This is a genomic window from Symbiopectobacterium sp. RP (genome assembly GCF_050472005.1).
Lineage (GTDB): Bacteria > Pseudomonadota > Gammaproteobacteria > Enterobacterales > Enterobacteriaceae > Symbiopectobacterium.
Map to the genome: position 1 here is coordinate 2,073,219 of NZ_JBGOGS010000001.1, position 21,211 is coordinate 2,094,429.

Here is a 21,211-nt window from a genome sequence, read left to right on the forward strand (position 1 = left end):
ATAGAACTTTTGGGTAATCATCGGAGCAGATCAACACAGTTGTTTCAAAATCAGGTCTCCATGGCAAAACAAAATTTTAAAATCACCAACTGGCCCTCTTATAACAAGGCCCTCAAGCAGCGCTGTTCTCTAACCGTATGGCTAGATGAATCAGCCATTGCTGCATGGACGGAAAAAAACACTACTGAACGGCGTGGACGACCGCTCCACTACTCAGATATGGCCATCACCACAGTCCTGATGATGAAACGCGTGTTTGACCTTTCATTGAGGGCTTTACAGGGCTTTGTTGACTCGATTTTTAAACTGATTAAATTGTCGCTGCATTGTCCAGACTATTCGCTGCTCAGCAAGCGAGCAAAGACAGTGAACATCAGCATAAAAACGCCAACCCGTGGTGAAATCTCACATCTGGTCAGGCTTTGTTGAATAATAGTGAGTCATGCTGTTTTGCCAGCCAGTTTTGGTATAAAATGCTTGTCACCTCAGGTTTAAAGTTTTCTTATGAGGCCTAACTGCATGATTTTTCGTTGCGAAGATCTGTCGTTTCACTGGGGGTGCAGCATAAAATATGTTTATTCAACAAAGCCATCTGGTCATTGATGGAACCGGCCTGAAGGTCTTTGGCGAAGGCGAATGGAAAGTCCGGCAGCATGGTGCCGACAGACGCAGGGTATGGCGTAAGCTGCACCTGGCAGTAGACAGTGTGACGCATGAGATTATCTGTGCGGATTTGTCGCTCAGTGGTACGACTGATGCCCAAGCTCTACCGGCGCTGATAAACCAGACCCACCGGAAAATCAGAGAGGCATCGGCTGACGGCGCTTAGGATACAGTTTACTGCTATGATGCTCTGGTGAGGAAGAAAATAAGGCCGCTTATCCCGCCACGAAGGGGGGCGCAATATTGGCAAGATCGCTACCACGAGCGTAACCCCGCTGTTGCAAATCAGCGCATTAGCGGCAGTAACGCTATCTGGAAAAAGAAAGTGGGCTATCACCGGCGCTCAGTGGCTGAAACGGCCATGTTCCGGTTCAAAAGGCTTCTGGGTGGTCATCTAAGTCTGAGAGACTACGATGCTCAGGTGGGTGAAGCCATGGCCATGGTCAAAGTGCTTAACCTGATCACGCTATTAGGAATGCCGAACAGTATTCGCATCACGTAACAATCGACCCGTATGGGGCGCAGTCGTTACAAGTTCTGATTTATTCAACAAAGCCAGAGAAACCATGACGCTGCAACCACTTGTTCATGCCGGGAATACTGAATCGGATAGCCCAGCGATGTTCGACATAAGCCACGATGTCGTGGGTATGATGAAAGAGATGTTGAGATAACTAGCTGATTAAGAGTGCAGTCTTTTCAGCACAAAGCCGACTTGCAGACCCACCGTTTTCAGGTTTAAGTTTGCGAGTGTTGACGTAATCGTTGATATGTTGGTTTACCGTCGTTTCGTGCAGACGCAGAGCTTGCGCAATCATCGCAGAGCTCCAGCCTTCGGAGGCATAGGTATCTACACATCTTTTGCAATATCTGCTATTACGTTGCTGCATGATCTCAACTTATCCATCGGCGGGATTGATGCCCGCCTTAACCGGCGTTATCAGCGTCTGGTTAAGCAACACATGACTCCCGCAGCACCATTTGCGTCAGCCGTTAAAGACCTTGCCTGCGCGCAGAAAACAACATTCGCCACTACTCAGGCCGTTTGGCGTTTTTTTAATAATGAACGTATTAGCTTCAGTCAGCTCAATGAACCGATTATTTCGCTGGCTCTCCGGCAGGTTGCACTTAGCCCGCATCCATACGCTCCCGTCGTTCACGACTGGTCTCATTTACAGTTTCGTACCCACAATGGGAAAGAAGAACGTTTGAAAATGACGCATGGTGGCGACGTCGGTTATGAACTACAAACCCGCCTACTGGTTGATGCTGCAAATGGTTTACCAATAGCGCCCCTGTCTCAAACTCTAACCGATAGGGCGGGTTGTCGTTCAACGCTAACCGAGGGCTTGTCTGAGAGTCTGACTCATATGGATGCTTTGACGGCTGATATCGCCCGCGTTGAGTCTCTTGATACCGGGAAGAAGTTAGTTCATCTCATTGACCGTGAAGGTGACTCTATCGGGCATATGCGCACATTAAGCTCCCAGGGAATATGTTGGCTTATCCGGGGAAAGGAAGGGCATTGGGCCGAGTGGGGCGGTGACACCCGTAAAATTGGTGAAATTGCAGACGATCTGCCATTTATCGCAAACGGACAGGTTGGCTGGAAAGGGAAAAAAGCCAATATGGAGATCGGGGAAACATCCGTGATCATAACTCGAACAGCAAAAGCGAAGCGGAAAGACAAGAACACCGGACGGCGAGTGAAAGTTCAGCCAAGTGTAGCTCTGACACTCAGATTAGTTGTGGTTCGCCTTACCGATACTCACGGTAAATTTATCGGACGCTGGACGCTGCTCACAAACGTTAGCAACGAGATCACCAGCGCGGAAGTCGCTCGCTGGTATTACTGGCGCTGGGGTATTGAATCCTTTTTTAAGCTGCTAAAAGGTGCCGGTCATGATGTAGAAAAATGGCTTCAGCGCAGTGCTGGTGCCCTGCTACGCAGGTTAATTGATAGCTAGCATGGCATGTGTGCTGGTATGGCGGCTGCAACGCGCTGAAGGAGACGACAATGCGGCAGCCCGTCAGTTAATTTGCCGATTATCCGGACGACAACAAAAACGAGGGCGTAAAGAAAACGCCCCAGCGCTGCTTGCCGGACTATCCATCCTGCTAAATACCTTTATGATGTGTAGATACCTATGCTTCGGAGGCCAGCAGGACGGCTTTGATGCGATCACAAACGCGCTTATCACGACTGGTGTCATGAAGGTGTTCGAGTTCGGCTTTTTGCTTGTCGGTAATAAATATCTTCATAGTGGGTGAGCATGATCTTCTTACCGCGTAAAAGCAAGCATCTTCAATGATCACGGGTATATATGACATATTATCAATTTTATTGACATTGTGTTACTTTTTGACCAAACCGTCCACATCTACCTTGCGAATAGTTCCCTCGTCATACTGACTCGCGCAGCCAGTTATGCTATAAGAGTGCCTTGGTTATTCAGCCTTTGTGCGGACAGCGCTGCCTGGCAGCTGATGTCTCATCCTTCTGGTTATCAGGGTTTACTCTTATGATTACATTACATACAAACTTCGGTGACATCGTCATTAATACGTTTGCAGACAAAGCGCCTGCTACCGTGGAAAACTTCGAAAACTACTGCCGTAACGGCTTTTATGACAACACCATCTTTCACCGTGTGATCAATGGGTTCATGATCCAGGGCGGCGGTTTCGCACCGGGTATGCAGCAAAAAGCCACCGAAGCGCCTATCGCCAATGAAGCCAATAACGGCCTGAAAAACACCCATGGCACGCTGGCTATGGCGCGTACCAACGATCCACACTCCGCTACCGCACAGTTCTTTATTAACCTGGTGGATAACGACTTCCTCAACTTCCGCTCAGAACGTGCCGACGGCTGGGGCTATTGTGTGTTTGCCGAAGTGACCGACGGCATGGATGTGGTTGATAAGATCAAAGACGTTGCAACTGGCCGGAGCGGCATGCATCAAGACGTTCCTAAAGAAGATGTGGTAATTACCCACGTGACTGTCAGCGAGTAATCGCAGCAGCATGGCAACATTGTTTATTGCCGATCTGCATCTGAACGTACATGAACCGGCGATCACCGTCGGTTTTCTGCGTTTTCTGGAACGTGATGCCCAGCAGGCAGATGCGCTCTATATCCTTGGCGATCTGTTCGATGCCTGGATCGGCGATGACGATCCTCAACCGCTGCATGCCAACGTCGCTAACGCGCTGCGTCAGTTGCAACAACGCGGTATCCCTTGTTACTTCATTCACGGCAACCGAGACTTCCTGCTAGGTAAGCGTTTTGCTGCGCAAGCAGGCATGACACTGCTCCCTGCCGAGCAGGTAGTGGAGTGCTATAGACGCCGAATCCTGATCATGCACGGCGATACTCTGTGCATTGACGACGCGGCCTATCAGAAATATCGCCGCTGGGTACATAACCCCGTCATCCAGTGGCTGTTCCTGCGCTTACCCTTACGTTTGCGTCTCAGGGTGGCGGCAAAAATGCGGGCGGCAAGTCAGCAGGCAAACCAGCATAAGTCGCAGCAGATTATGGATGTCAATCCGCGGGCGGTGCAGGCGTGTTTACAAGCGTATGGTGTTAACACCCTGATTCATGGGCATACCCATCGGCCAGCGATACACACGGTCATGACCGACAGCGGCGAAGCGCAACGGGCGGTGTTGGGTGCCTGGCATGAACAAGGATGGATGATAAAAGTCACGGCTAGCGATACCGCGTTGATTTCCTTTCCCTTCTGATTTCCTCCATTTTTTACACCTTTTGTGGCAAACCTGTAATGCCATTAACGGCAATAATACTGCGATTTGTCCGTACGCAACCGTTTTCCTTCCCGAACGCTCATGGTATGATCTGCGCCCTCCAGCCAGAGCGTCATCCGTTTTCTGGCCGACGCAGCCATGCGTCTCAATACGTCATATCACAGGAGCACTACAGGCATGTCATCCAACGCTGCCCCGGCAAAAATTGCCATCGTCATGGGTTCAAAGAGTGACTGGGCTACGATGCAGTTTGCTGCGGAAATTCTCACCACACTCGCTATTCCCTTTCATACCGAAGTCGTTTCAGCGCACCGCACGCCGGACAAACTGTTTAGCTTTGCAGAGCAAGCTGCAGAAAACGGATTTGATGTGATCATTGCGGGCGCAGGAGGAGCAGCGCACTTGCCCGGTATGCTGGCAGCGAAAACGCTGGTGCCGGTGTTGGGCGTGCCGGTTCAGAGTGCAGCATTAAGCGGCGTTGATAGCCTGTACTCCATTGTGCAAATGCCGCGTGGCATCCCCGTCGGGACACTGGCTATCGGTAAAGCTGGGGCCGCCAACGCGGCCCTGTTCGCCGCACAGATTCTGGCGCTGCACAATGGTGAATTGGCCACTCGCCTCGCCGTTTGGCGTCAACAGCAAACCGATGAGGTGCTGGCGCATCCCGATCCACGGGAGGAGGCATGAAACCCGTTTGTGTATTAGGAAACGGCCAACTGGGTCGTATGTTACGTCAGGCCGGTGAACCCTTGGGGATTGCCGTTTACCCGGTGGGACTGGATGCTGAACCGGAGTCCGTGCCGTTTCATCACGCGGTCATCACCGCCGAGATTGAACGCTGGCCGGAAACCGCATTGACGCGCGAATTGGCAGAGCACGCGGCCTTTGTTAACCGTGACATATTTCCACGTCTGGCCGATCGCCTGACACAGAAACAGTTGCTGGATTCGTTGCAGTTGCCCACCGCCCCTTGGCAGTTGCTGGCTTCAGCGCAAGAATGGCCAGCAGTATTCAGCCGGCTGTGCGAGTTGGCCATCGTCAAACGTCGCGTGGGCGGCTATGACGGCCGTGGTCAGTGGCGCTTACGCCCTGACACCGCCGCGACCCTGCCGCAAGAGTGCTACGGCGAATGCATCGTAGAGCAAGGCATCGCGTTTTCTGGTGAAGTGTCAATGGTAGGCGCGCGTGGTATGGATGGACATTGCGTGTTTTATCCGCTGACGCACAATCTGCATGAAGAGGGTATTCTGCGCGCCAGCGTTGCGCTGCCGCAGCCGGATGCGCGCATGCAACAACAGGCAGAAACCATGCTCGCGGCCATCATGAATGCGCTCGATTACGTCGGTGTTATGGCGATGGAGTGCTTTATCGTGGGCGATCGTTTACTGATCAACGAATTGGCCCCCCGCGTGCACAACAGCGGCCACTGGACACAAAATGGCGCATCCATCAGCCAGTTTGAACTGCACCTGCGTGCCATCCTGGAACTGCCGTTGCCGAAATCAGTGATTGATGCCCCTGCCGTCATGATCAATCTGATTGGTACTGATGTTAATCACGCCTGGCTGGCACTGCCGCTGGTTCATCTGCACTGGTATGACAAAGAAGTACGACCTGGGCGTAAAGTCGGCCACCTGAACCTGACGCACAGCGATCGCACTCAGCTACAACACACGTTACAGTCACTCGTCCCCCTGTTACCTGAAGCCTATCATTCCGGCCTACAGTGGGCACAAGCAACGCTTTAACCGCTGTGCACTTCCCACCGCGTGGCTTTAGGCCGGTGGGAAGTGCATTCCCTTACGCTCTCGTCTGTTTTGTCTGCAAACCATAAACACACACCATTTATATGTTCTTATTTTGGAGTGACATATGGATTATTAGGCTGTGTCACTTATAGCCAAGCGACTTAATTTTGATTACACTATATGGACTGAGAACAAAATCTCTGTATCGCAACCACTCTCTCTTTTTTTGCTTTTTGCTTTTTGCTTTTTGCTTTTTGCTTTTTGCTTTTTGCTTTTTGCTTTTTGCTTTTTGCTTTTTGCTTGTGCCAATTTATGCTCAATTGGGTTAAGATCTGGCGAATAAATAGCTCATTTAAATAATGTAATCAAAATTAAGTCGCTTGGCTATAAGGGACACAGCCTAGGTCTATTATTAATCGCAGGTAAATTAACGCTATTTATTAGAAACGATATTATTGCTTATTATTTGGTGTGAAATTAATCTAAAGTATCAAATAAGATACGTTATAAAAAATAACGTAAGGAATCATCATTGGTATTTTATTTATGAGCGAATTTTGATAAAATTAAAACGCGTCAATTCATTTCTGTGATCATCTCAATATTATTCGCTGACCGCCTCAATATAGAATGCCGCCACAATCAGTATTGACTCTCTAACATGCGATTGCGTTATAAAAATGCGTCGATGTTTATTATTTATACAACATTGGTGCTATTGCCAATATTGACACGATTTGCAAACTGTGTTCACCAAGGAGAACCAATTATGAGCACAATCCAAGAAAGCAGTGCGATCGTCGCACACGCTTCTGGTTGGAGTAAAAGCGACACTATCTGGATGCTCGGGCTTTACGGGACGGCCATTGGCGCGGGCGTGCTGTTCCTGCCGATCAATGCCGGTATTGGTGGATTAATTCCATTGATAATTATGGCAATTATTGCTTTTCCGATGACATATTACTCACACCGCGCACTGTGTCGATTTGTTTTATCCGGTAAAAAAGGTGGTGAAGATATTACTGAAGTGGTCGAAGAACATTTCGGTGTCGGCGCAGGGAAATTAATCACGCTACTCTACTTTTTTGCTATTTACCCTATTTTGTTGGTTTATAGCGTAGCGATAACCAATACGGTAGACAGTTTTATCACGCACCAACTTCATTTACCGTCGCCGCCACGCGCTGTGTTGTCTTTGGTATTAATTCTGGGCCTGATGTTTATCGTTCGCTTTGGCGAAGCAATGATTGTAAAAGCCATGAGCATTCTGGTTTATCCTTTTGTCATGGTCTTGATGCTGCTGGCATTTTATTTAGTTCCTCATTGGAATTTAGCGATTTTTGATAATATATCTTTCACCAGCAGCGCAACCGGCAATGGGCTATTGTCGACCCTGTGGTTGGCGATCCCGGTAATGGCATTCTCCTTTAACCATTCCCCCATTATCTCCTCTTTTGCCGTTGCCAAGCGTAAAGAGTATGGCGACGATGCCGAGCCCAAATGCTCCCGCATCCTCTCCTATAGCCATATCATGATGGTGCTGACCGTGATGTTCTTTGTGTTCAGTTGTGTACTGAGCCTGTCCCCTGCGGAACTGATGGAAGCCAAAACGCAGAACATTTCCATTTTGTCTTACCTGGCAAACCACTTTAACAACCCGGTCATGGCCTATCTGGCACCGGTTATCGCCACCATCGCTATCTCCAAATCGTTCCTCGGCCACTATCTGGGGGCGGGAGAAGGCTTTAACGGTATGATAATCAAATCGCTGCGCAGCCGTGGTAAAACCATCGGTCACGCCAAGCTGAACCGCATCACGGCGCTGTTTATGCTGCTGACCACCTGGATCGTCGCCACGCTCAACCCCAGCATTCTGGGCATGATTGAAACAATGGGTGGCCCGGTTATCGCCTGCCTGCTATTCCTGATGCCGATGTACGCCATTCAGAAAGTCCCGGCAATGAAGCAATACAGCGGACAGATCAGCAACGTGTTCGTTACCGTGATGGGTCTGATCGCCATCACCGCCATTGTCTATAGCCTGCATTAATCCACGCAGAAGCGGCACTGAGCCGCTTCCTTGTTCCCCCTCATGACTATCAAGAGACGGTTGGCATAAGTTGCCAGCCGTCTCTCGGCACACCTGATGACGGAATCTGCTGGCAGCGCCTTGGCGTTCTCAGCATCTTGTTAGAGGACATCGCCATGGTCAGCGTATTCGAGATTTTCAAAATTGGTATTGTGCCGTCGAGTTTGCACACCGTCGGGCCGATGAAAGCAGGTAAAATGTTTACCGATGATCTGGTCAGCCAGTCGCTTATCGCCTCCGTTACCTATGCGCGGTGGGCTGGCAATCAAAGTGGTGCTGTGCGAATAACGCGGTAGCTTCTCATCGTCCTCGACTCACATCCCCACATCATCCTCGGCGAAAGCCGGGGATGGCGGTGAGACGAAATGGGTTTCATCTCTGCTTTCGCGCTGAGGCATACTCCACAAATCTAGACCAAGTCTTTTTGTTGTTGCAGTGAATGTTTCGTGCGCGTTAACCCACGCAGTTATTTGCATCGTACATCGCACGCGCCCGACACGGGGCGCTCAATCGCCCTCGCCCCGTGGCTTTCCGCGGGAAATAATGCCGCTTCGCGGTGCCTTCGGGGCCCGAACCCACTGACGGGCCGCCAGCGACGCGTTCCAGACGCGGCGCTGACTTTCACGGCGTCCTGCCGCTCACTCTGTGGTCCCATTCCCCTCAGCGTTATTTTTTTAAGCGATATAACGTCAAAGCTGGTTTACGCTATTTGTTGCGGATCCCTCAGCGCCTACGCAAGAATGACGCGGAATGCGGGAGCGGCCAGATAGATGCCAGAGTGACAAGCCGCCGCCTTACGATTTTTTCTCGTTTTCCGGGCGTGACCAGATAATGTTGTTCTCTGCCGCCGAGATATACCAATCCACTGTGCTGTTCGCGACCGGTTTCACCACAGCGGGTGCGCTGTGGGTTTGCGGCGGGAATGCCGAAGCTTTCTTGCGAATGCGCATCGGTGTGCGCTGTTTTTCTCCGCTGATTTGCGCATGGAAGGCGGAAACATCCGCATCAAACAACACGCCTTCCAGCTGATGCAGGCGGTTCAAACCGCGCAGAATGCATAACAAGCTGCTTAGGGTTATCGATTCCCCCAACTCCGCACGTTTGATGGTGGCAATACCCAACCCGGCGCGTTCGGCCAAATCAACCTGCGACAGCCGCTGCTGAATGCGTGCTTCCTTGATTCTTCGGCCCAGTTCAACAACAATGTCGCCTTCACTCATACTGCTGAATTTCATGTTACGGTTTTACCTGCGCCCGATTAAATTCCGCACATTTTATCATCACTTTTTCATATGGCACGGAGAATCGTACAAAAGACAGGTTTTTTTACGATTTTTTCTGCTGCACCATCAACCAAAGCGCCCGGTAATGTAATCTTCCGTTTTGCGCTGAACGGGGGAGGTAAACAACGTGTCGGTAAGATCGTATTCAATCAGTTTACCCTGATGAATAAAGGCAGTATAATCCGATACCCGCGCCGCTTGCTGCATATTGTGCGTCACCAACACCAGCGTGAAGCGCTGTTTTAATGCTCCCATCAACTCTTCAATCACTAGCGTAGAGATAGGATCGAGCGCGGATGTCGGATCATCAAGCAATAACACTTCGGGTTCAATCGCGATGGCACGAGCAATCACCATGCATTGCTGCTGGCCGCTGGAGAGCGTCAGGGCGTTATCGCCCAGCCGGTCTTTCACCTCATGCCACAGCGCTGCTGCACGCAGTGCGTTCTTCACGGTTTCATCCAACAAGCGCCGATCGCGAATACCTTGCAAACGCAAGCCATAGGCCACGTTGTCATAGATGGATTTAGGAAACGGATTAGGGCGCTGGAATATAGCCAACCGACTTAAAAATGATTACAGCCAATGCCCTGATATGTGGCAAAAAATACAGCTAATTGTTATCAAAATAATGTCGCTTTGCTATAATATTGATATAGCTAAACGACTTAATTTTGATTACATTATTTAAATGAGCTATTCAATTGATTTTAGACGTAAAGTGATATCTACACGGGAAGAAGAAGGGTTGAGTATCCGGGAAACAGCGAAGTAATTTCGGATTGGCCCTGCCTCCGTATCGCGTTGGATTAATCAAATAGCGTCAAAAGCATCGACCACGCGTCAGCGAAAGAGCGATAAATCCGAGTTGATAAAAGATGTTGAACAATACCAGATGCTTACCAAAAAGAACGTGCAGAGCGTTTTGGCGTTTGTCAGAAGGCCATTTGGCAAGCTCTTAAAAAGCTGGGATTGACCTATAAAAAAACTGGCTTTGTTGAATAAATAGATTTTATGCTGGCAGCCCAGCGAAACGAAGGATCCTCGCAACGTAAAATCATGCAGTTAGGCCTCATGAGAAAAGTGTACACCTGAGATGACAAGCATTTTCAACCAAAACTGGCAGGCTTTGTTGAATAAACATATTTTATGCTGCACCCCCGCTGAAACGACAGATCCTCGTAACGCAAAATCATGCAATTAGGCCTCATAAGAAAACTGTAAACCTGAAGTGACAAGCATTTTCTACCAAAACTGGCTGGCAAAACAGCATGACTCACTATTATTCAACAAAGCCAAACTGGCATGGAAAAACAGCATGATTACCTATTATTCAACAAAGCCAAAAAAACTCTACGTCATCCGAAAGCCGACGAAAGCGCCCGGCAAGCATTTCAACAAAAAATACAACAGTATGAAAAAGAATGCAAACCTATTGTTTTTATTGATGAAAGTGGTTTTCCACACGATACCCCACGGACTCACTGCTATTCCCCAAAAGGTCAACGGTGTTTTGGCCTGAAGAACTGGGGAGCCAAGGGAAGAAGAAATGTTATCGGCGCTTTATTAGGCACAACGCTGTTTGCTATCAGATTATTTGATATCAATATTAACAGCGATGTTTTCTATTCCTGGGTCGCACAAGTCCTTATCCCAGTACTCCCTAAAAACAGTGTAATCGTGATGGACAATGCAACTTTTCACAAAAAACATAATATTCAACAAGTCATCATCGATGCAGGGTATATGGTGGAGTATTTGCCTACATATTCGCCAGATCTTAACCCCATTGAGCATAAATGGGCACAAGCAAAAAAAGAGAGAGTGGTTGCGATACAGAGATTTTGTTCTCAGTCCATATGGTGTAATCAAAATTAAGTCGCTTGGCTATAATCATGCTGCTCCACTTTACCACAGTACTCCGTACCCCTGTCGGTCAGTATTCTCAGCACCGGCAGTCCCTGAGCCTCGTAGAACGGGAGTACGCTATCATTGAGCAGGTCGGCGGCAGTGAGCGGTGTTTTATTCGTATACAGCTTGCAGTGCGCCACTTTCGAGTACGTATCCACGAACGTCTGCTGGTAGATACGGCCCACCCCCTTCAGATTGCCCACGTAGAAGGTGTCCTGCGAGCCCAGATACCCGGGATGTGCCGTCTCGATTTCACCGCAGGCCTCATCATCGTGCGCCTTCTTCTCCAGGGCTGCGATTTGAGCGTCGGTAAGGACAATGCCTTCTCTGGCGACCTTTTCCTCAAGCGCCTTCAGGCGTTTACGGAAGTTCTCCAGGTCGTGTCGTTGCCAGATGGAGCGCACGCCGTTGCCGGAGATAAACACGCCTTTTTTACGCAGCTCATTACTGGTCCGGTGCTGCCCATGGGGCGGGAACTCAATAGCATAATCAACAACCGCGCGTTCAGTGGCTTCGTCGGCGCGGTTCTTCAGGTTCGGAACCCGGCGGTTCTGGTTAACCAGCGCATCAATGGCGCCTTCAGCAGCCAGTTCCTGATAACGGTAAAATGTATCGCGTGACACGCCCATGCTCTTGCAGGCTTTTGATACGTTACCGAGTTCTTCGGCGAGATTGAGCAGGCCGGCTTTGTGTTTGATAATGGGATTGTTAGTATGAAGCATGAGAGTTACCTCGCGTTTTGTTTAAGGATTAGACACCCATATCAAAACCGGTAACTCTCAACCTTTCAAGGTCCAGTGTCAGATCTAGTCGCGACTAATACAGTTCATTATTAAAAAAACGCCAAACGGCCTGAGTAGTGGCGAATGTTGTTTTTTGCGCGCAGGCAAGGTCTTTAACGGCTGATGCCAATGGTGCTGCGGGAGTCATGTGTTGCTTAACCAGACGCTGATAACGCCGGTTAAGGCGGGCATCAATCCCACCGATGGATAAGTTGAGATCATGCAGCAACGTAATAGCAGATATAGCCAACCGACTTAAAAATGATTACAACAGATACCCTGATATGCGGCAAAAAAGCATAGCTAGCTGTTATCAAAATAATGTCGGTTGGCTATATTGCAAAAGATGTGTAGATACCTATGCCGCTACACTAGGTCGAACGGCATTCAACCTGAGGCAGGCGCGGAGAAAACCAATACGTTTGTTTGACGCGGTACACCGCAGACATGGAAAAGACTCTTTATCACGATTTACTTTACCCTACTGGCTGCATGCAGGTTTGTCGAGGGGAATGGCGGCTGACGTTTGCCGCTGTCTGTGGGACAATAGTCGCAGAATTGGACAGACATTGAGATGGCATGGCGCTTACCCCCACAATCAAGCAGCAAATCGACCAGTGGTATAAGGCGCTGCAACAACATATTCCTGATTTTACCTCCCGGGCTCCACAGCGACAGATGATCGCAGAAGTGGCGAAAACCTTGGCCGGTGAGTATCCGCGCCACGCGGTTATTGAGGCACCCACCGGTGTGGGTAAAACTTTGTCCTACCTGATTCCCGCCATTGCGATTGCGCGCGCAGAGAGCAAGACACTGGTGATCAGCACCGCCAACATCGCGTTGCAGGATCAGATTGTCACCAAAGACCTGCCGCTGCTGAAAAAATTCATCCCTGAGCTCACCTTCACCGCCGCTTTTGGTCGGGCGCATTATCTCTGCCCGCGCAATCTGGCGGCGTTGACCTCCGAGACCGCGCAAGGGGATTTGCTGGCATTTCTCAGTGATGAACTGGAGCCAGCCAGCAAAGAAGAGCGCGGGGAGTGTCTCAAGATGGCGAAAGCATTTCAAGGGTATGAATGGGACGGGATGCGCGATCATTACAGCCTGACGATCGACGATGCTTTATGGCGTAAGGTCAGTACCGATAAAGCCAGCTGTCTGGGTAAAAATTGTTACTATTACCGTGACTGTCCATTCTTTATCGCCCGTCGTGAGATTGAAAATACAGAAGTTGTGGTGAGCAATCACGCCTTGGTGATGGCGGCGATGGAGAGCGATTCGGTGCTGCCTGCCGCGAAAGATCTGCTGTTGGTGCTGGATGAAGGGCATCACGTGCCGGATGTGGCACGCGATTCGCTGGAAATGGCGGGGGACATTACCCCGGCGTATGTTAAAGCGCAGATGGACAGTGTGATCCAGCTGGTGGCAACCTGTATGGCGCAGTTCCCGCCAAAATCTCCGCCGCGTCTGACTAACCCTGAACGGTTGACGGTGCATATTGAGGAGATGATTGAGCAGAACGCCGCATTTGTTGCCATGAGTGAGCTGTTTCTCCAGGGGGAAGGACAAGAAAGCGAATATCGCTTCCCGATGGGGGTTATGCCGGAAGAGATGCGGCTGGTGTGTGTCCGGATGCATAAGCTAACGGATGGCCTGCGCGGCTTAACCGAATACCTGTCTCACGATCTCGGGGAAAAAACCGGCAAGCACGATGTGGTGCGGGTTCATCAGGCGCTTTTGCGTATGAGCCGCGCCATGGGTTATCTGGAGAGTAAAACGCAACTCTGGCATTTGGCCGCGCTGGAGAAAGTATCCAACGCACCGGTATCAAAATGGCTGCATCGGGAATATCGCGAAGGGCAGTGGCGGCTATCGTTGCACTGTGCGGGAATACGTGTCTGTGACCAGCTCGACCGACTGCTGTGGCGCAATGTTTCGCACGTGGTTCTGACCTCCGCGACCTTACGCTCCCTGAACAGTTACCAGCGGCTGAAAGAACTCTCTGGCCTGGATGAAGAAGAGGGAGATCGTTTTATCACGCTGGATTCGCCTTTCAACCACTGTCAGCAGGGCAAGCTGGTGATCCCCAAAATGCACTGTGAACCCTTGCTGGAAAATGAAGTGCCACATATTGCCGAAATGGCGCGTTTTTTCCGCCAATCATTGTCCCAGCAGGGACACAAAGGGATTCTGGTGTTGTTCGCCAGCCAAAGAGCGATGCAGCAGTTTCTCTCACAGGTCACCGATTTGCGCTTAATGCTGTTGGTGCAAGGGGATCAGCCGCGTTCGCGCCTGATTGCGTTGCACCGACAACGCGTGGAGGCGGGCGACGTCAGCGTACTGGTTGGGTTGCAATCTTTTGCCGAAGGGCTGGATTTGAAAGGTGAACTGCTGTCGCAAGTGCATATTCATAAGATTGCCTTTCCCCCGATTGACAGCCCGGTGATCCTGACCGAAGGGGAGTGGTTAAAAAGTCAGAAACGCCATCCCTTTGTGGTGCAAAGCCTGCCTGCCGCTTCATTTAACCTGATCCAGCAGGTTGGGCGTTTGATTCGCAGTCACACCTGTTTTGGTGAAATCGTTATCTATGACAGACGCTTGTTGACCAAGGGATACGGTGCGCAACTGTTGGTGGCGTTGCCGGTATTCCCCATTGAACAACGTGATGTGCCAGCCTGATATAAACATGCTATTTTTGCAGAAATAGATCGATCGTCTTTTTCGCGGGAGAACGCATGGACTTTACCACCATCATCAAAGAGATCGGGCGGGGGAAAAATCACGCACGTGATTTGGATCAGGACGCTGCCTACTCGCTATATCGTCATATGCTGCAAGGTGATGTGCCCGATCTGGAACTGGGCGGTGTACTGATTCCCTTGCGAATCAAAGGGGAAGGTGAAGCAGAGCTGCGCGGTTTCTATCAGGCCACCAGCGAGCAGGTATTGCGCTTGCACGCGCCTGCGGGTCGCCCGATGCCTATTGTCATCCCCAGCTACAACGGTGCACGGCGCCAGCCCAATCTGACGCCATTGCTGGTTAAATTGGGCTTTCCAGTGGTGGTTCACGGCGTTGAAAATGACCCGACGCGGGTAACCAGCGCGGAAATTTTGCAAGCGCTCGGGGTGAAAAGTGCGAGCAGCGCCAAGGCGGGGCAGTCATTGATTGATGAGGGGTTCCCAGTATTTATTCCGATTTCAGTCCTGAGTCCTGCTTTGGATAAACAGTTGCAACTGCGCTGGCGCATGGGCGTGCGCAATAGCAGTCATACGCTGGCTAAATTGTTGACGCCGTTTGGCGAGCAAGAGGCATTGCGTTTGACCAGCGTCTCACATCCGGAATACGTCACTCGGCTTAATCAGTTTTTCCTTGATATCGATACCAGAGCGTTGCTGATGCACGGCACGGAAGGTGAGGTCTATGCGAATCCGCAGCGATGTCTTGAAATTAAGTTTATTCGGGGGCAACACAGTGTAATGCTGCAACAGCGTCAGGATATTGTTGTAGTACCGGATAAGTTGCCGATTGCCCGGGATGTAGTGACGACTGTGCGTTGGACAGCGCAGTGCTTGGCGGGGGAAATTGCAGTACCTTATGCCCTGCGCTTACAGCTTGCTTGCTGTCTGGTTGCTGGCGGTATGTCTCCAACCATGGAACAAGCGGTGGTGACCATTAGCAAACGTTTTGGCTAAAATGCCTGCACTCAAAATCTGATATTATCTTTGATAGGCTTTGTTGAATAAATAGAACTTTTGGGTAATCATCGGAGCAGATCAACACAGTTGTTTCAAAATCAGGTCTCCATGGCAAAACAAAATTTTAAAATCACCAACTGGCCCTCTTATAACAAGGCCCTCAAGCAGCGCGGTTCTCTAACCGTATGGCTAGATGAATCAGCCATTGCTGCATGGACGGAAAAAAACACTACTGAACGGCGTGGACGACCGCTCCACTACTCAGATATGACCATCACCACAGTCCTGATGATGAAACGCGTGTTTGGCCTTTCATTGAGGGCTTTACAGGGCTTTGGTGACTCGATTTTTAAACTGATTAAATTGTCACTCCATTGTCCAGACTATTCGCTGCTCAGCAAGCGAGCAAAGACAGTGAACATCAGCATAAAAACGCCAACCCGTGGTGAAATCTCACATCTTGTCATTGATGGAACCGGCCCGAAGGTCTTTGGCGAAGGCGAATGGAAAGTCCGGCAGCATGGTGCCGACAGACGCAGGGTATGGCGTAAGCTGCACCTGGCAGTAGACAGTGTGACGCATGAGATTATCTGTGCGGATTTGTCGCTCAGTGGTACGACTGATGCCCAAGCTCTACCGGCGCTGATAAACCAGACCCACCGGAAAATCAGAGAGGCATCGGCTGACGGCGCTTAGGATACAGTTTACTGCTATGATGCTCTGGTGAGGAAGAAAATAAGGCCGCTTATCCCGCCACGAAGGGGGGCGCAATATTGGCAAGATCGCTACCACGAGCGTAACCCCGCTGTTGCAAATCAGCGCATTAGCGGCAGTAACGCTATCTGGAAAAAGAAAGTGGGCTATCACCGGCGCTCAGTGGCTGAAACGGCCATGTTCCGGTTCAAAAGGCTTCTGGGTGGTCATCTAAGTCTGAGAGACTACGATGCTCAGGTGGGTGAAGCCATGGCCATGGTCAAAGTGCTTAACCTGATCACGCTATTAGGAATGCCGAACAGTATTCGCATCACGTAACAATCGACCCGTATGGGGCGCAGTCGTTACAAGTTCTGATTTATTCAACAAAGCCCCAATTGAGCATAAATGGGCACAAGCAAAAAAAGAGAGAGTGGTTGCGATACAGAGATTTTGTTCTCAGTCCATATGCTGTAATCAAAATTAAGTCGCTTGGCTATATAGCCTGTCACAACCGCGAGGTGTTGGCTTTCCTGCTGCTGAGCGACTGCGGTAGGAGAGGTGGCAGCAAATTGATATTGCGTCTGCGCCAGATCACGCGATAATCAGATTTTCCTTAGCGATCAACGGGGGGATCCCATGGAAATCCGCGTATTCAGACAAGATGACTTTGAAGAAGTGATTACTCTATGGGAACGTTGCGATCTGCTGCGCCCTTGGAACGATCCGGAAATGGATATTGAGCGTAAAGTGAATCACGATGCCTCCCTGTTTTTGGTGGCCGAAGTGGGCGGTGAAATCGTGGGCTCGGTGATGGGCGGGTATGACGGCCATAGCGGATCGGCCTACTATCTGGGCGTCCATCCGGATTTTCGCGGGCGCGGCATCGCTAACGCGTTGATTAGCCGCCTGGAGAAAAAACTGATCGCACGCGGTTGCCCCAAAATCCACCTGATGGTGCGGCAGGATAATGATGCAGTGATCGGCATGTATGAGAAGCTGAACTACGATATCGTGGATTCTGTTACGCTGGGGAAACGTCTGATCGAAGATCAAGAATACTAATCCCTATACCCGTCATACTTCAAGTTGCAGGTGCGTTGGCTTTCCTTGTTCACCCCAGTCACATACTTGAGTATGCTCCTAGGGATTCACTCGTCGCCGCCTTCCTGCAACTCGAATTATTTAGGGTGTATTGTCGGTTTTTGGCTTGTTGTTTAAAAGCAACTTTTCACAAAAAACATAATATTCAACAAGTCATCATCGATGCAGGGTATATGGTGGAGTATAGCCAACCGACTTAAAAATGATTACAGCCAATGCCCTGATATGTGGCAAAAAATACAGCTAATTGTTATCAAAATAATGTCGCTTTGCTATGTTTGCCTACATATTCGCCAGATCTTAACCCAATTGAGGGCTTTGTTGAATAAATAGAACTTTTGGGTAATCATCGGAGCAGATCAACACAGTTGTTTCAAAATCAGGTCTCCATGGCAAAACAAAATTTTAAAATCACCAACTGGCCCTCTTATAACAAGGCCCTCAAGCAGCGCGGTTCTCTAACCGTATGGCTAGATGAATCAGCCATTGCTGCATGGACGGAAAAAAACACTACTGAACGGCGTGGACGACCGCTCCACTACTCAGATATGACCATCACCACAGTCCTGATGATGAAACGCGTGTTTGGCCTTTCATTGAGGGCTTTACAGGGCTTTGGTGACTCGATTTTTAAACTGATTAAATTGTCACTCCATTGTCCAGACTATTCGCTGCTCAGCAAGCGAGCAAAGACAGTGAACATCAGCATAAAAACGCCAACCCGTGGTGAAATCTCACATCTTGTCATTGATGGAACCGGCCCGAAGGTCTTTGGCGAAGGCGAATGGAAAGTCCGGCAGCATGGTGCCGACAGACGCAGGGTATGGCGTAAGCTGCACCTGGCAGTAGACAGTGTGACGCATGAGATTATCTGTGCGGATTTGTCGCTCAGTGGTACGACTGATGCCCAAGCTCTACCGGCGCTGATAAACCAGAGCCACCGGAAAATCAGAGAGGCATCGGCTGACGGCGCTTAGGATACAGTTTACTGCTATGATGCTCTGGTGAGGAAGAAAATAAGGCCGCTTATCCCGCCACGAAGGGGGGCGCAATATTGGCAAGATCGCTACCACGAGCGTAACCCCGCTGTTGCAAATCAGCGCATTAGCGGCAGTAACGCTATCTGGAAAAAGAAAGTGGGCTATCACCGGCGCTCAGTGGCTGAAACGGCCATGTTCCGGTTCAAAAGGCTTCTGGGTGGTCATCTAAGTCTGAGAGACTACGATGCTCAGGTGGGTGAAGCCATGGCCATGGTCAAAGTGCTTAACCTGATCACGCTATTAGGAATGCCGAACAGTATTCTCATCACGTAACAATCGACCCGTATGGGGCGCAGTCGTTACAAGTTCTGATTTATTCAACAAAGCCCCAATTGAGCATAAATGGGCACAAGCAAAAAAAGAGAGAGTGGTTGCGATACAGAGATTTTGTTCTCAGTCCATATGGTGTAATCAAAATTAAGTCGCTTGGATATAGTTTCTTGCCATTTTTTCATAACGTGTGGCGATCCGTCGATATTCCTTTAAACGGCCAAAACACCTTTCCACAACGTTGCGACGGCGATAAGCATCACTATCAAGTTACGAGCGTCCATCTGAAGCCAGTTTTTTATTTGATTTTCGGGGAATAACCGTTTTTATCCCTCTTTTTTTCAACTCGTTACGTAGTGCATTCCCAGAGTAGGCTTTGTCAGCCAGTACTGCATGGCCACGACGCTTCATGCTGCCGTTCTGGCGTTGCACGCCAATTCCGTCCAGGAGTCGTAACGCAAACAGGCTTTCGTGACCCTGCCCAGCACTCAGTTCGATGTTTAGCAGGATGCCGCTTCCGTCAGTCGCCATGTGGATTTTGGTGCCATAACCACCTCGTGAGCGACCCAGGCTATTATCGTTGGTAATATCGAGATGTTTTTTTGAGCGCCAGCCGCACATTTGAGCGCACGGATATTACTGCCATCCAGCGCAGTGGCTGACCAGTCAACAACTCCATGAGTATCAAGAAATGAAAGTAACTTATTGAAAATAATGTTAATAATTCCAGACTTTGACCATCTGTTGAAACGGTTATAAACGGTTTTCCATGGGCCATAACGTTCAGGTAAATCACGCCATGGTGCGCCTGAACACAGTATCCAGAACATGCCGTTGAAGATTTTTCTATGTTCTGCCCACGGCCGGCAGACCCGCGGAGATGTCAAAACGGTTGGCAACAAGGGCTAAATGATTGCCCATGCTTCATCAGAAAGATCGTAGCGAGCCATAATCAAAAGTGTCGTAGAAACAGATGCATACTATAGCTCAAGCAATTAAGGGACACAGCCTAGTACTGACCGCGCCTGTTGCCATGGTGTAGTGGCACAGGCGCGTTATGGTTTACAGCGGCAATGCCATGATCACCGCATCTTCGCGCCTGTTGGCTGCCGGGTAATAGTTACGCCGCAGCGATACTTCGTTAAACCCCAATTGCTCATACAGCGCGATGGCGTTGGCGTTGGATGTACGAACCTCCAGCCACAGCGTGGTAATGCCGCGTGCCTCCAGCGTTTCAATCAGTTGTTCCAGCAGATGCCGACCGTGGCCTTGCCGTTGGTGTGTCGGGTGAACGGCAATATTGAACAACGTCGCTTCATCCAGTACCACTTGGGTAATGGCAAACGCCACCAGAGTATCGTTGTGTGTCAATTTCAGGTTCAGGTAGCGTTCGCCCTGATTACTGTTAAAGGTGCTTTCCGTCCACGGAAAAGCGTGGCTTGCCTTTTCGATGGTAAAGGCGGCAGGCAAATCGTGGGACGTGAGGGGAGAAATAACGTGCATGATAAACAACCTGAATTAATGGGCCTCTGAGGCTGCCAGCAAGGGAAGATGTTCACTGATTTGTTGCCACAGGGCGCGTTTGGCACTGGGGTTGGCGTAAAGCGCGTCCAGCGCCGGGCTACTCAATTGCACCCCCGTCCAGGCGGGTGTCACATCAACCCCCAGACACCAGCTATGGCAATGCGTCGAGGTGGGCAGCATGGCAGTCTGTTCCGGTGTGAGCGGGTACACTTGTTCGGGGCGCAGTGACAAACTGTGCAGCACATCGCCAATCAGAGGGTCATGGGCGGTGGGGAGCGAAGCGGCAACAATCACCAGACGCGTTTGTGCGGGCAGGGTAACGGCAATCTCGCCCTGCAACACCGTGGGGCGGCGTAACGTCCACTGCGTAATCCCCATTTGTTGTAAAAGCCAATCGCGTCTTGGTGCCATGATATCCAGTGCTCGGTTCGCCATGATAGCCACGCTATGCTAACAAACCTGATACGGATGCGCCAATAAAGTGAACCGGCAGCAGTGTGTTCCCCTTTAAGCCTAGTAATGGCCAACGCCGTATTTTTCACACCGCCTCAATGAAAAATAAAATATCTCACGTTAATGACGCTCCAATGTGATTTGCTGCAAGGAGAGTTATGCTCATTTCTGGTGTACGGGGTTTC

Annotated in this window: 18 protein-coding genes and 11 pseudogenes; 19 read left to right on the forward strand and 10 right to left on the reverse strand. The window is 50.0% G+C overall.

What is annotated here, in order from left to right; translation table 11 throughout:
- Positions 1–60: 60 nt before the first annotated feature.
- Together ACD630_RS13895 and ACD630_RS13900 are read left to right on the forward strand one after the other, a co-directional pair.
- Positions 61–405 (forward strand): annotated as a pseudogene (locus ACD630_RS13895) (transposase); the annotation flags it as partial.
- Between the two features lie 184 nt (positions 406–589).
- Positions 590–1,165, forward strand: a pseudogene (locus ACD630_RS13900) (IS5 family transposase); the annotation flags it as partial.
- Positions 1,166–1,220: 55 nt separating this feature from the next.
- Here the strand turns inward: ACD630_RS13900 and ACD630_RS13905 are convergent.
- Positions 1,221–1,553, reverse strand: a pseudogene (locus ACD630_RS13905) (winged helix-turn-helix domain-containing protein); the annotation flags it as partial.
- Between ACD630_RS13905 and ACD630_RS13910 the strand changes: the two are divergent.
- The gene (locus ACD630_RS13910) at positions 1,545–2,630 is read left to right on the forward strand and encodes a hypothetical protein (RefSeq protein WP_430359391.1); all 1,086 of its coding nucleotides are present in this window, start codon (positions 1,545–1,547) and stop codon (positions 2,628–2,630) included. The pseudogene ACD630_RS13905 and the gene ACD630_RS13910 overlap by 9 nt on opposite strands.
- Positions 2,631–2,814: 184 nt before the next feature.
- On the opposite strand, the pseudogene ACD630_RS13915 reads toward ACD630_RS13910, so the two are convergent.
- Positions 2,815–2,925 (reverse strand): annotated as a pseudogene (locus tag ACD630_RS13915) (IS630 family transposase); the annotation flags it as partial.
- Positions 2,926–3,185: 260 nt separating this feature from the next.
- Between ACD630_RS13915 and ppiB the strand changes: the two are divergent.
- The 4 genes from ppiB (at position 3,186) to purK (ending at position 6,182) form a co-directional block, all read left to right on the forward strand.
- Positions 3,186–3,680 carry a peptidylprolyl isomerase B gene (gene ppiB / locus ACD630_RS13920; RefSeq protein WP_430359392.1) on the forward strand — a complete coding sequence of 165 codons (495 nt, stop codon included), beginning with the start codon at positions 3,186–3,188 and terminating at the stop codon, positions 3,678–3,680.
- A gap of 10 nt (positions 3,681–3,690) precedes the next feature.
- Positions 3,691–4,413 carry a UDP-2,3-diacylglucosamine diphosphatase gene (locus ACD630_RS13925; RefSeq protein ID WP_430359393.1) on the forward strand — a complete coding sequence of 241 codons (723 nt, stop codon included), beginning with the start codon at positions 3,691–3,693 and terminating at the stop codon, positions 4,411–4,413.
- Between the two features lie 198 nt (positions 4,414–4,611).
- Positions 4,612–5,121, forward strand: a complete 510-nt coding sequence (gene purE, locus ACD630_RS13930) for a 5-(carboxyamino)imidazole ribonucleotide mutase (protein WP_430359394.1) — start codon at positions 4,612–4,614, stop codon at positions 5,119–5,121.
- Complete coding sequence (gene purK / locus ACD630_RS13935; RefSeq protein ID WP_430359395.1) at positions 5,118–6,182, forward strand: 5-(carboxyamino)imidazole ribonucleotide synthase; 1,065 nt, start codon at positions 5,118–5,120, stop codon at positions 6,180–6,182. The genes purE and purK overlap by 4 nt, the downstream gene beginning before the upstream one ends.
- A 171-nt stretch (positions 6,183–6,353) precedes the next feature.
- Here the strand turns inward: purK and ACD630_RS13940 are convergent, their stop codons facing one another.
- A complete protein-coding gene (locus ACD630_RS13940) occupies positions 6,354–6,491 on the reverse strand; it encodes a hypothetical protein (RefSeq protein WP_430359396.1) in 138 nt (45 codons plus the stop codon).
- Positions 6,492–6,951: 460 nt separating this feature from the next.
- Between ACD630_RS13940 and ACD630_RS13945 the strand changes: the two genes are divergently transcribed.
- Both ACD630_RS13945 and ACD630_RS13950 read left to right on the forward strand, forming a co-directional pair.
- On the forward strand, positions 6,952–8,232 hold the full coding sequence (locus ACD630_RS13945) for an HAAAP family serine/threonine permease (RefSeq protein ID WP_430359397.1): 1,281 nt from the start codon (positions 6,952–6,954) through the stop codon (positions 8,230–8,232).
- A 155-nt stretch (positions 8,233–8,387) separates the two neighbouring features.
- A pseudogene (locus tag ACD630_RS13950) lies at positions 8,388–8,516 on the forward strand (serine dehydratase beta chain); the annotation flags it as partial.
- A 549-nt stretch (positions 8,517–9,065) separates the two neighbouring features.
- Here ACD630_RS13950 and ACD630_RS13955 read toward each other — a convergent pair.
- Both ACD630_RS13955 and ACD630_RS13960 read right to left on the reverse strand, forming a co-directional pair.
- The gene (locus ACD630_RS13955; RefSeq protein ID WP_430359398.1) at positions 9,066–9,506 is read right to left on the reverse strand and encodes a helix-turn-helix domain-containing protein; all 441 of its coding nucleotides are present in this window, start codon (positions 9,504–9,506) and stop codon (positions 9,066–9,068) included.
- Between the two features lie 114 nt (positions 9,507–9,620).
- Positions 9,621–10,109, reverse strand: a pseudogene (locus ACD630_RS13960) (phosphate ABC transporter ATP-binding protein); the annotation flags it as partial.
- Here ACD630_RS13960 and ACD630_RS13965 point away from each other — a divergent pair.
- From ACD630_RS13965 to ACD630_RS13975, 3 genes and pseudogenes are all read left to right on the forward strand, one after another.
- On the forward strand, positions 10,075–10,245 hold the full coding sequence (locus tag ACD630_RS13965; RefSeq protein ID WP_430359399.1) for a hypothetical protein: 171 nt from the start codon (positions 10,075–10,077) through the stop codon (positions 10,243–10,245). The pseudogene ACD630_RS13960 and the gene ACD630_RS13965 sit on opposite strands and share 35 nt — an antisense overlap.
- Before the next feature lie 90 nt (positions 10,246–10,335).
- Positions 10,336–10,559: pseudogene (locus tag ACD630_RS13970) on the forward strand (IS630 transposase-related protein).
- Between the two features lie 300 nt (positions 10,560–10,859).
- Complete coding sequence (locus ACD630_RS13975; RefSeq protein WP_430359400.1) at positions 10,860–11,432, forward strand: IS630 family transposase; 573 nt, start codon at positions 10,860–10,862, stop codon at positions 11,430–11,432.
- Between the two features lie 11 nt (positions 11,433–11,443).
- Here ACD630_RS13975 and ACD630_RS13980 read toward each other — a convergent pair.
- A pseudogene (locus ACD630_RS13980) lies at positions 11,444–12,187 on the reverse strand (helix-turn-helix domain-containing protein); the annotation flags it as partial.
- A 94-nt stretch (positions 12,188–12,281) separates the two neighbouring features.
- The gene (locus tag ACD630_RS13985) at positions 12,282–12,476 is read right to left on the reverse strand and encodes a hypothetical protein (protein ID WP_430359401.1); all 195 of its coding nucleotides are present in this window, start codon (positions 12,474–12,476) and stop codon (positions 12,282–12,284) included.
- A gap of 350 nt (positions 12,477–12,826) precedes the next feature.
- Here ACD630_RS13985 and dinG point away from each other — a divergent pair, with 350 nt between their 5' ends.
- From dinG to ACD630_RS14020, 7 genes and pseudogenes are all read left to right on the forward strand, one after another.
- Positions 12,827–14,926: an ATP-dependent DNA helicase DinG gene (gene dinG / locus ACD630_RS13990; RefSeq protein ID WP_430359402.1), complete on the forward strand. Its 2,100-nt coding sequence runs from the start codon at positions 12,827–12,829 to the stop codon at positions 14,924–14,926.
- Between the two features lie 56 nt (positions 14,927–14,982).
- Entirely contained in the window at positions 14,983–15,939 is a 957-nt protein-coding gene (gene ybiB, locus ACD630_RS13995) for a DNA-binding protein YbiB (RefSeq protein ID WP_430359403.1), read from the forward strand.
- 111 nt (positions 15,940–16,050) lie between these two features.
- Positions 16,051–16,974, forward strand: a pseudogene (locus ACD630_RS14000) (IS5 family transposase).
- A 59-nt stretch (positions 16,975–17,033) separates the two neighbouring features.
- The gene (locus tag ACD630_RS14005) at positions 17,034–17,240 is read left to right on the forward strand and encodes a hypothetical protein (RefSeq protein ID WP_430359404.1); all 207 of its coding nucleotides are present in this window, start codon (positions 17,034–17,036) and stop codon (positions 17,238–17,240) included.
- A gap of 34 nt (positions 17,241–17,274) precedes the next feature.
- A complete protein-coding gene (locus ACD630_RS14010; RefSeq protein WP_430359405.1) occupies positions 17,275–17,700 on the forward strand; it encodes a GNAT family acetyltransferase in 426 nt (141 codons plus the stop codon).
- Between the two features lie 201 nt (positions 17,701–17,901).
- Positions 17,902–18,072 (forward strand): hypothetical protein, encoded by a 171-nt coding sequence (locus ACD630_RS14015; RefSeq protein ID WP_430359406.1) that lies wholly within the window; start codon positions 17,902–17,904, stop codon positions 18,070–18,072.
- A 56-nt stretch (positions 18,073–18,128) separates the two neighbouring features.
- Positions 18,129–19,052, forward strand: a pseudogene (locus ACD630_RS14020) (IS5 family transposase).
- A gap of 144 nt (positions 19,053–19,196) precedes the next feature.
- On the opposite strand, the pseudogene ACD630_RS14025 reads toward ACD630_RS14020, so the two are convergent.
- The 3 genes and pseudogenes from ACD630_RS14025 to ACD630_RS14035 all read right to left on the reverse strand — a co-directional run bounded on the left by ACD630_RS14025 (position 19,197) and on the right by ACD630_RS14035 (position 20,984).
- Positions 19,197–19,951: pseudogene (locus ACD630_RS14025) on the reverse strand (IS5 family transposase).
- Between the two features lie 160 nt (positions 19,952–20,111).
- Positions 20,112–20,552: a ribosomal protein S18-alanine N-acetyltransferase gene (gene rimI, locus ACD630_RS14030; RefSeq protein ID WP_430359407.1), complete on the reverse strand. Its 441-nt coding sequence runs from the start codon at positions 20,550–20,552 to the stop codon at positions 20,112–20,114.
- Positions 20,553–20,567: 15 nt separating this feature from the next.
- Positions 20,568–20,984, reverse strand: coding sequence for a DNA polymerase III subunit psi (locus ACD630_RS14035; RefSeq protein ID WP_430360047.1), 417 nt, complete (start codon positions 20,982–20,984; stop codon positions 20,568–20,570).
- Positions 20,985–21,211 lie beyond the last annotated feature (227 nt).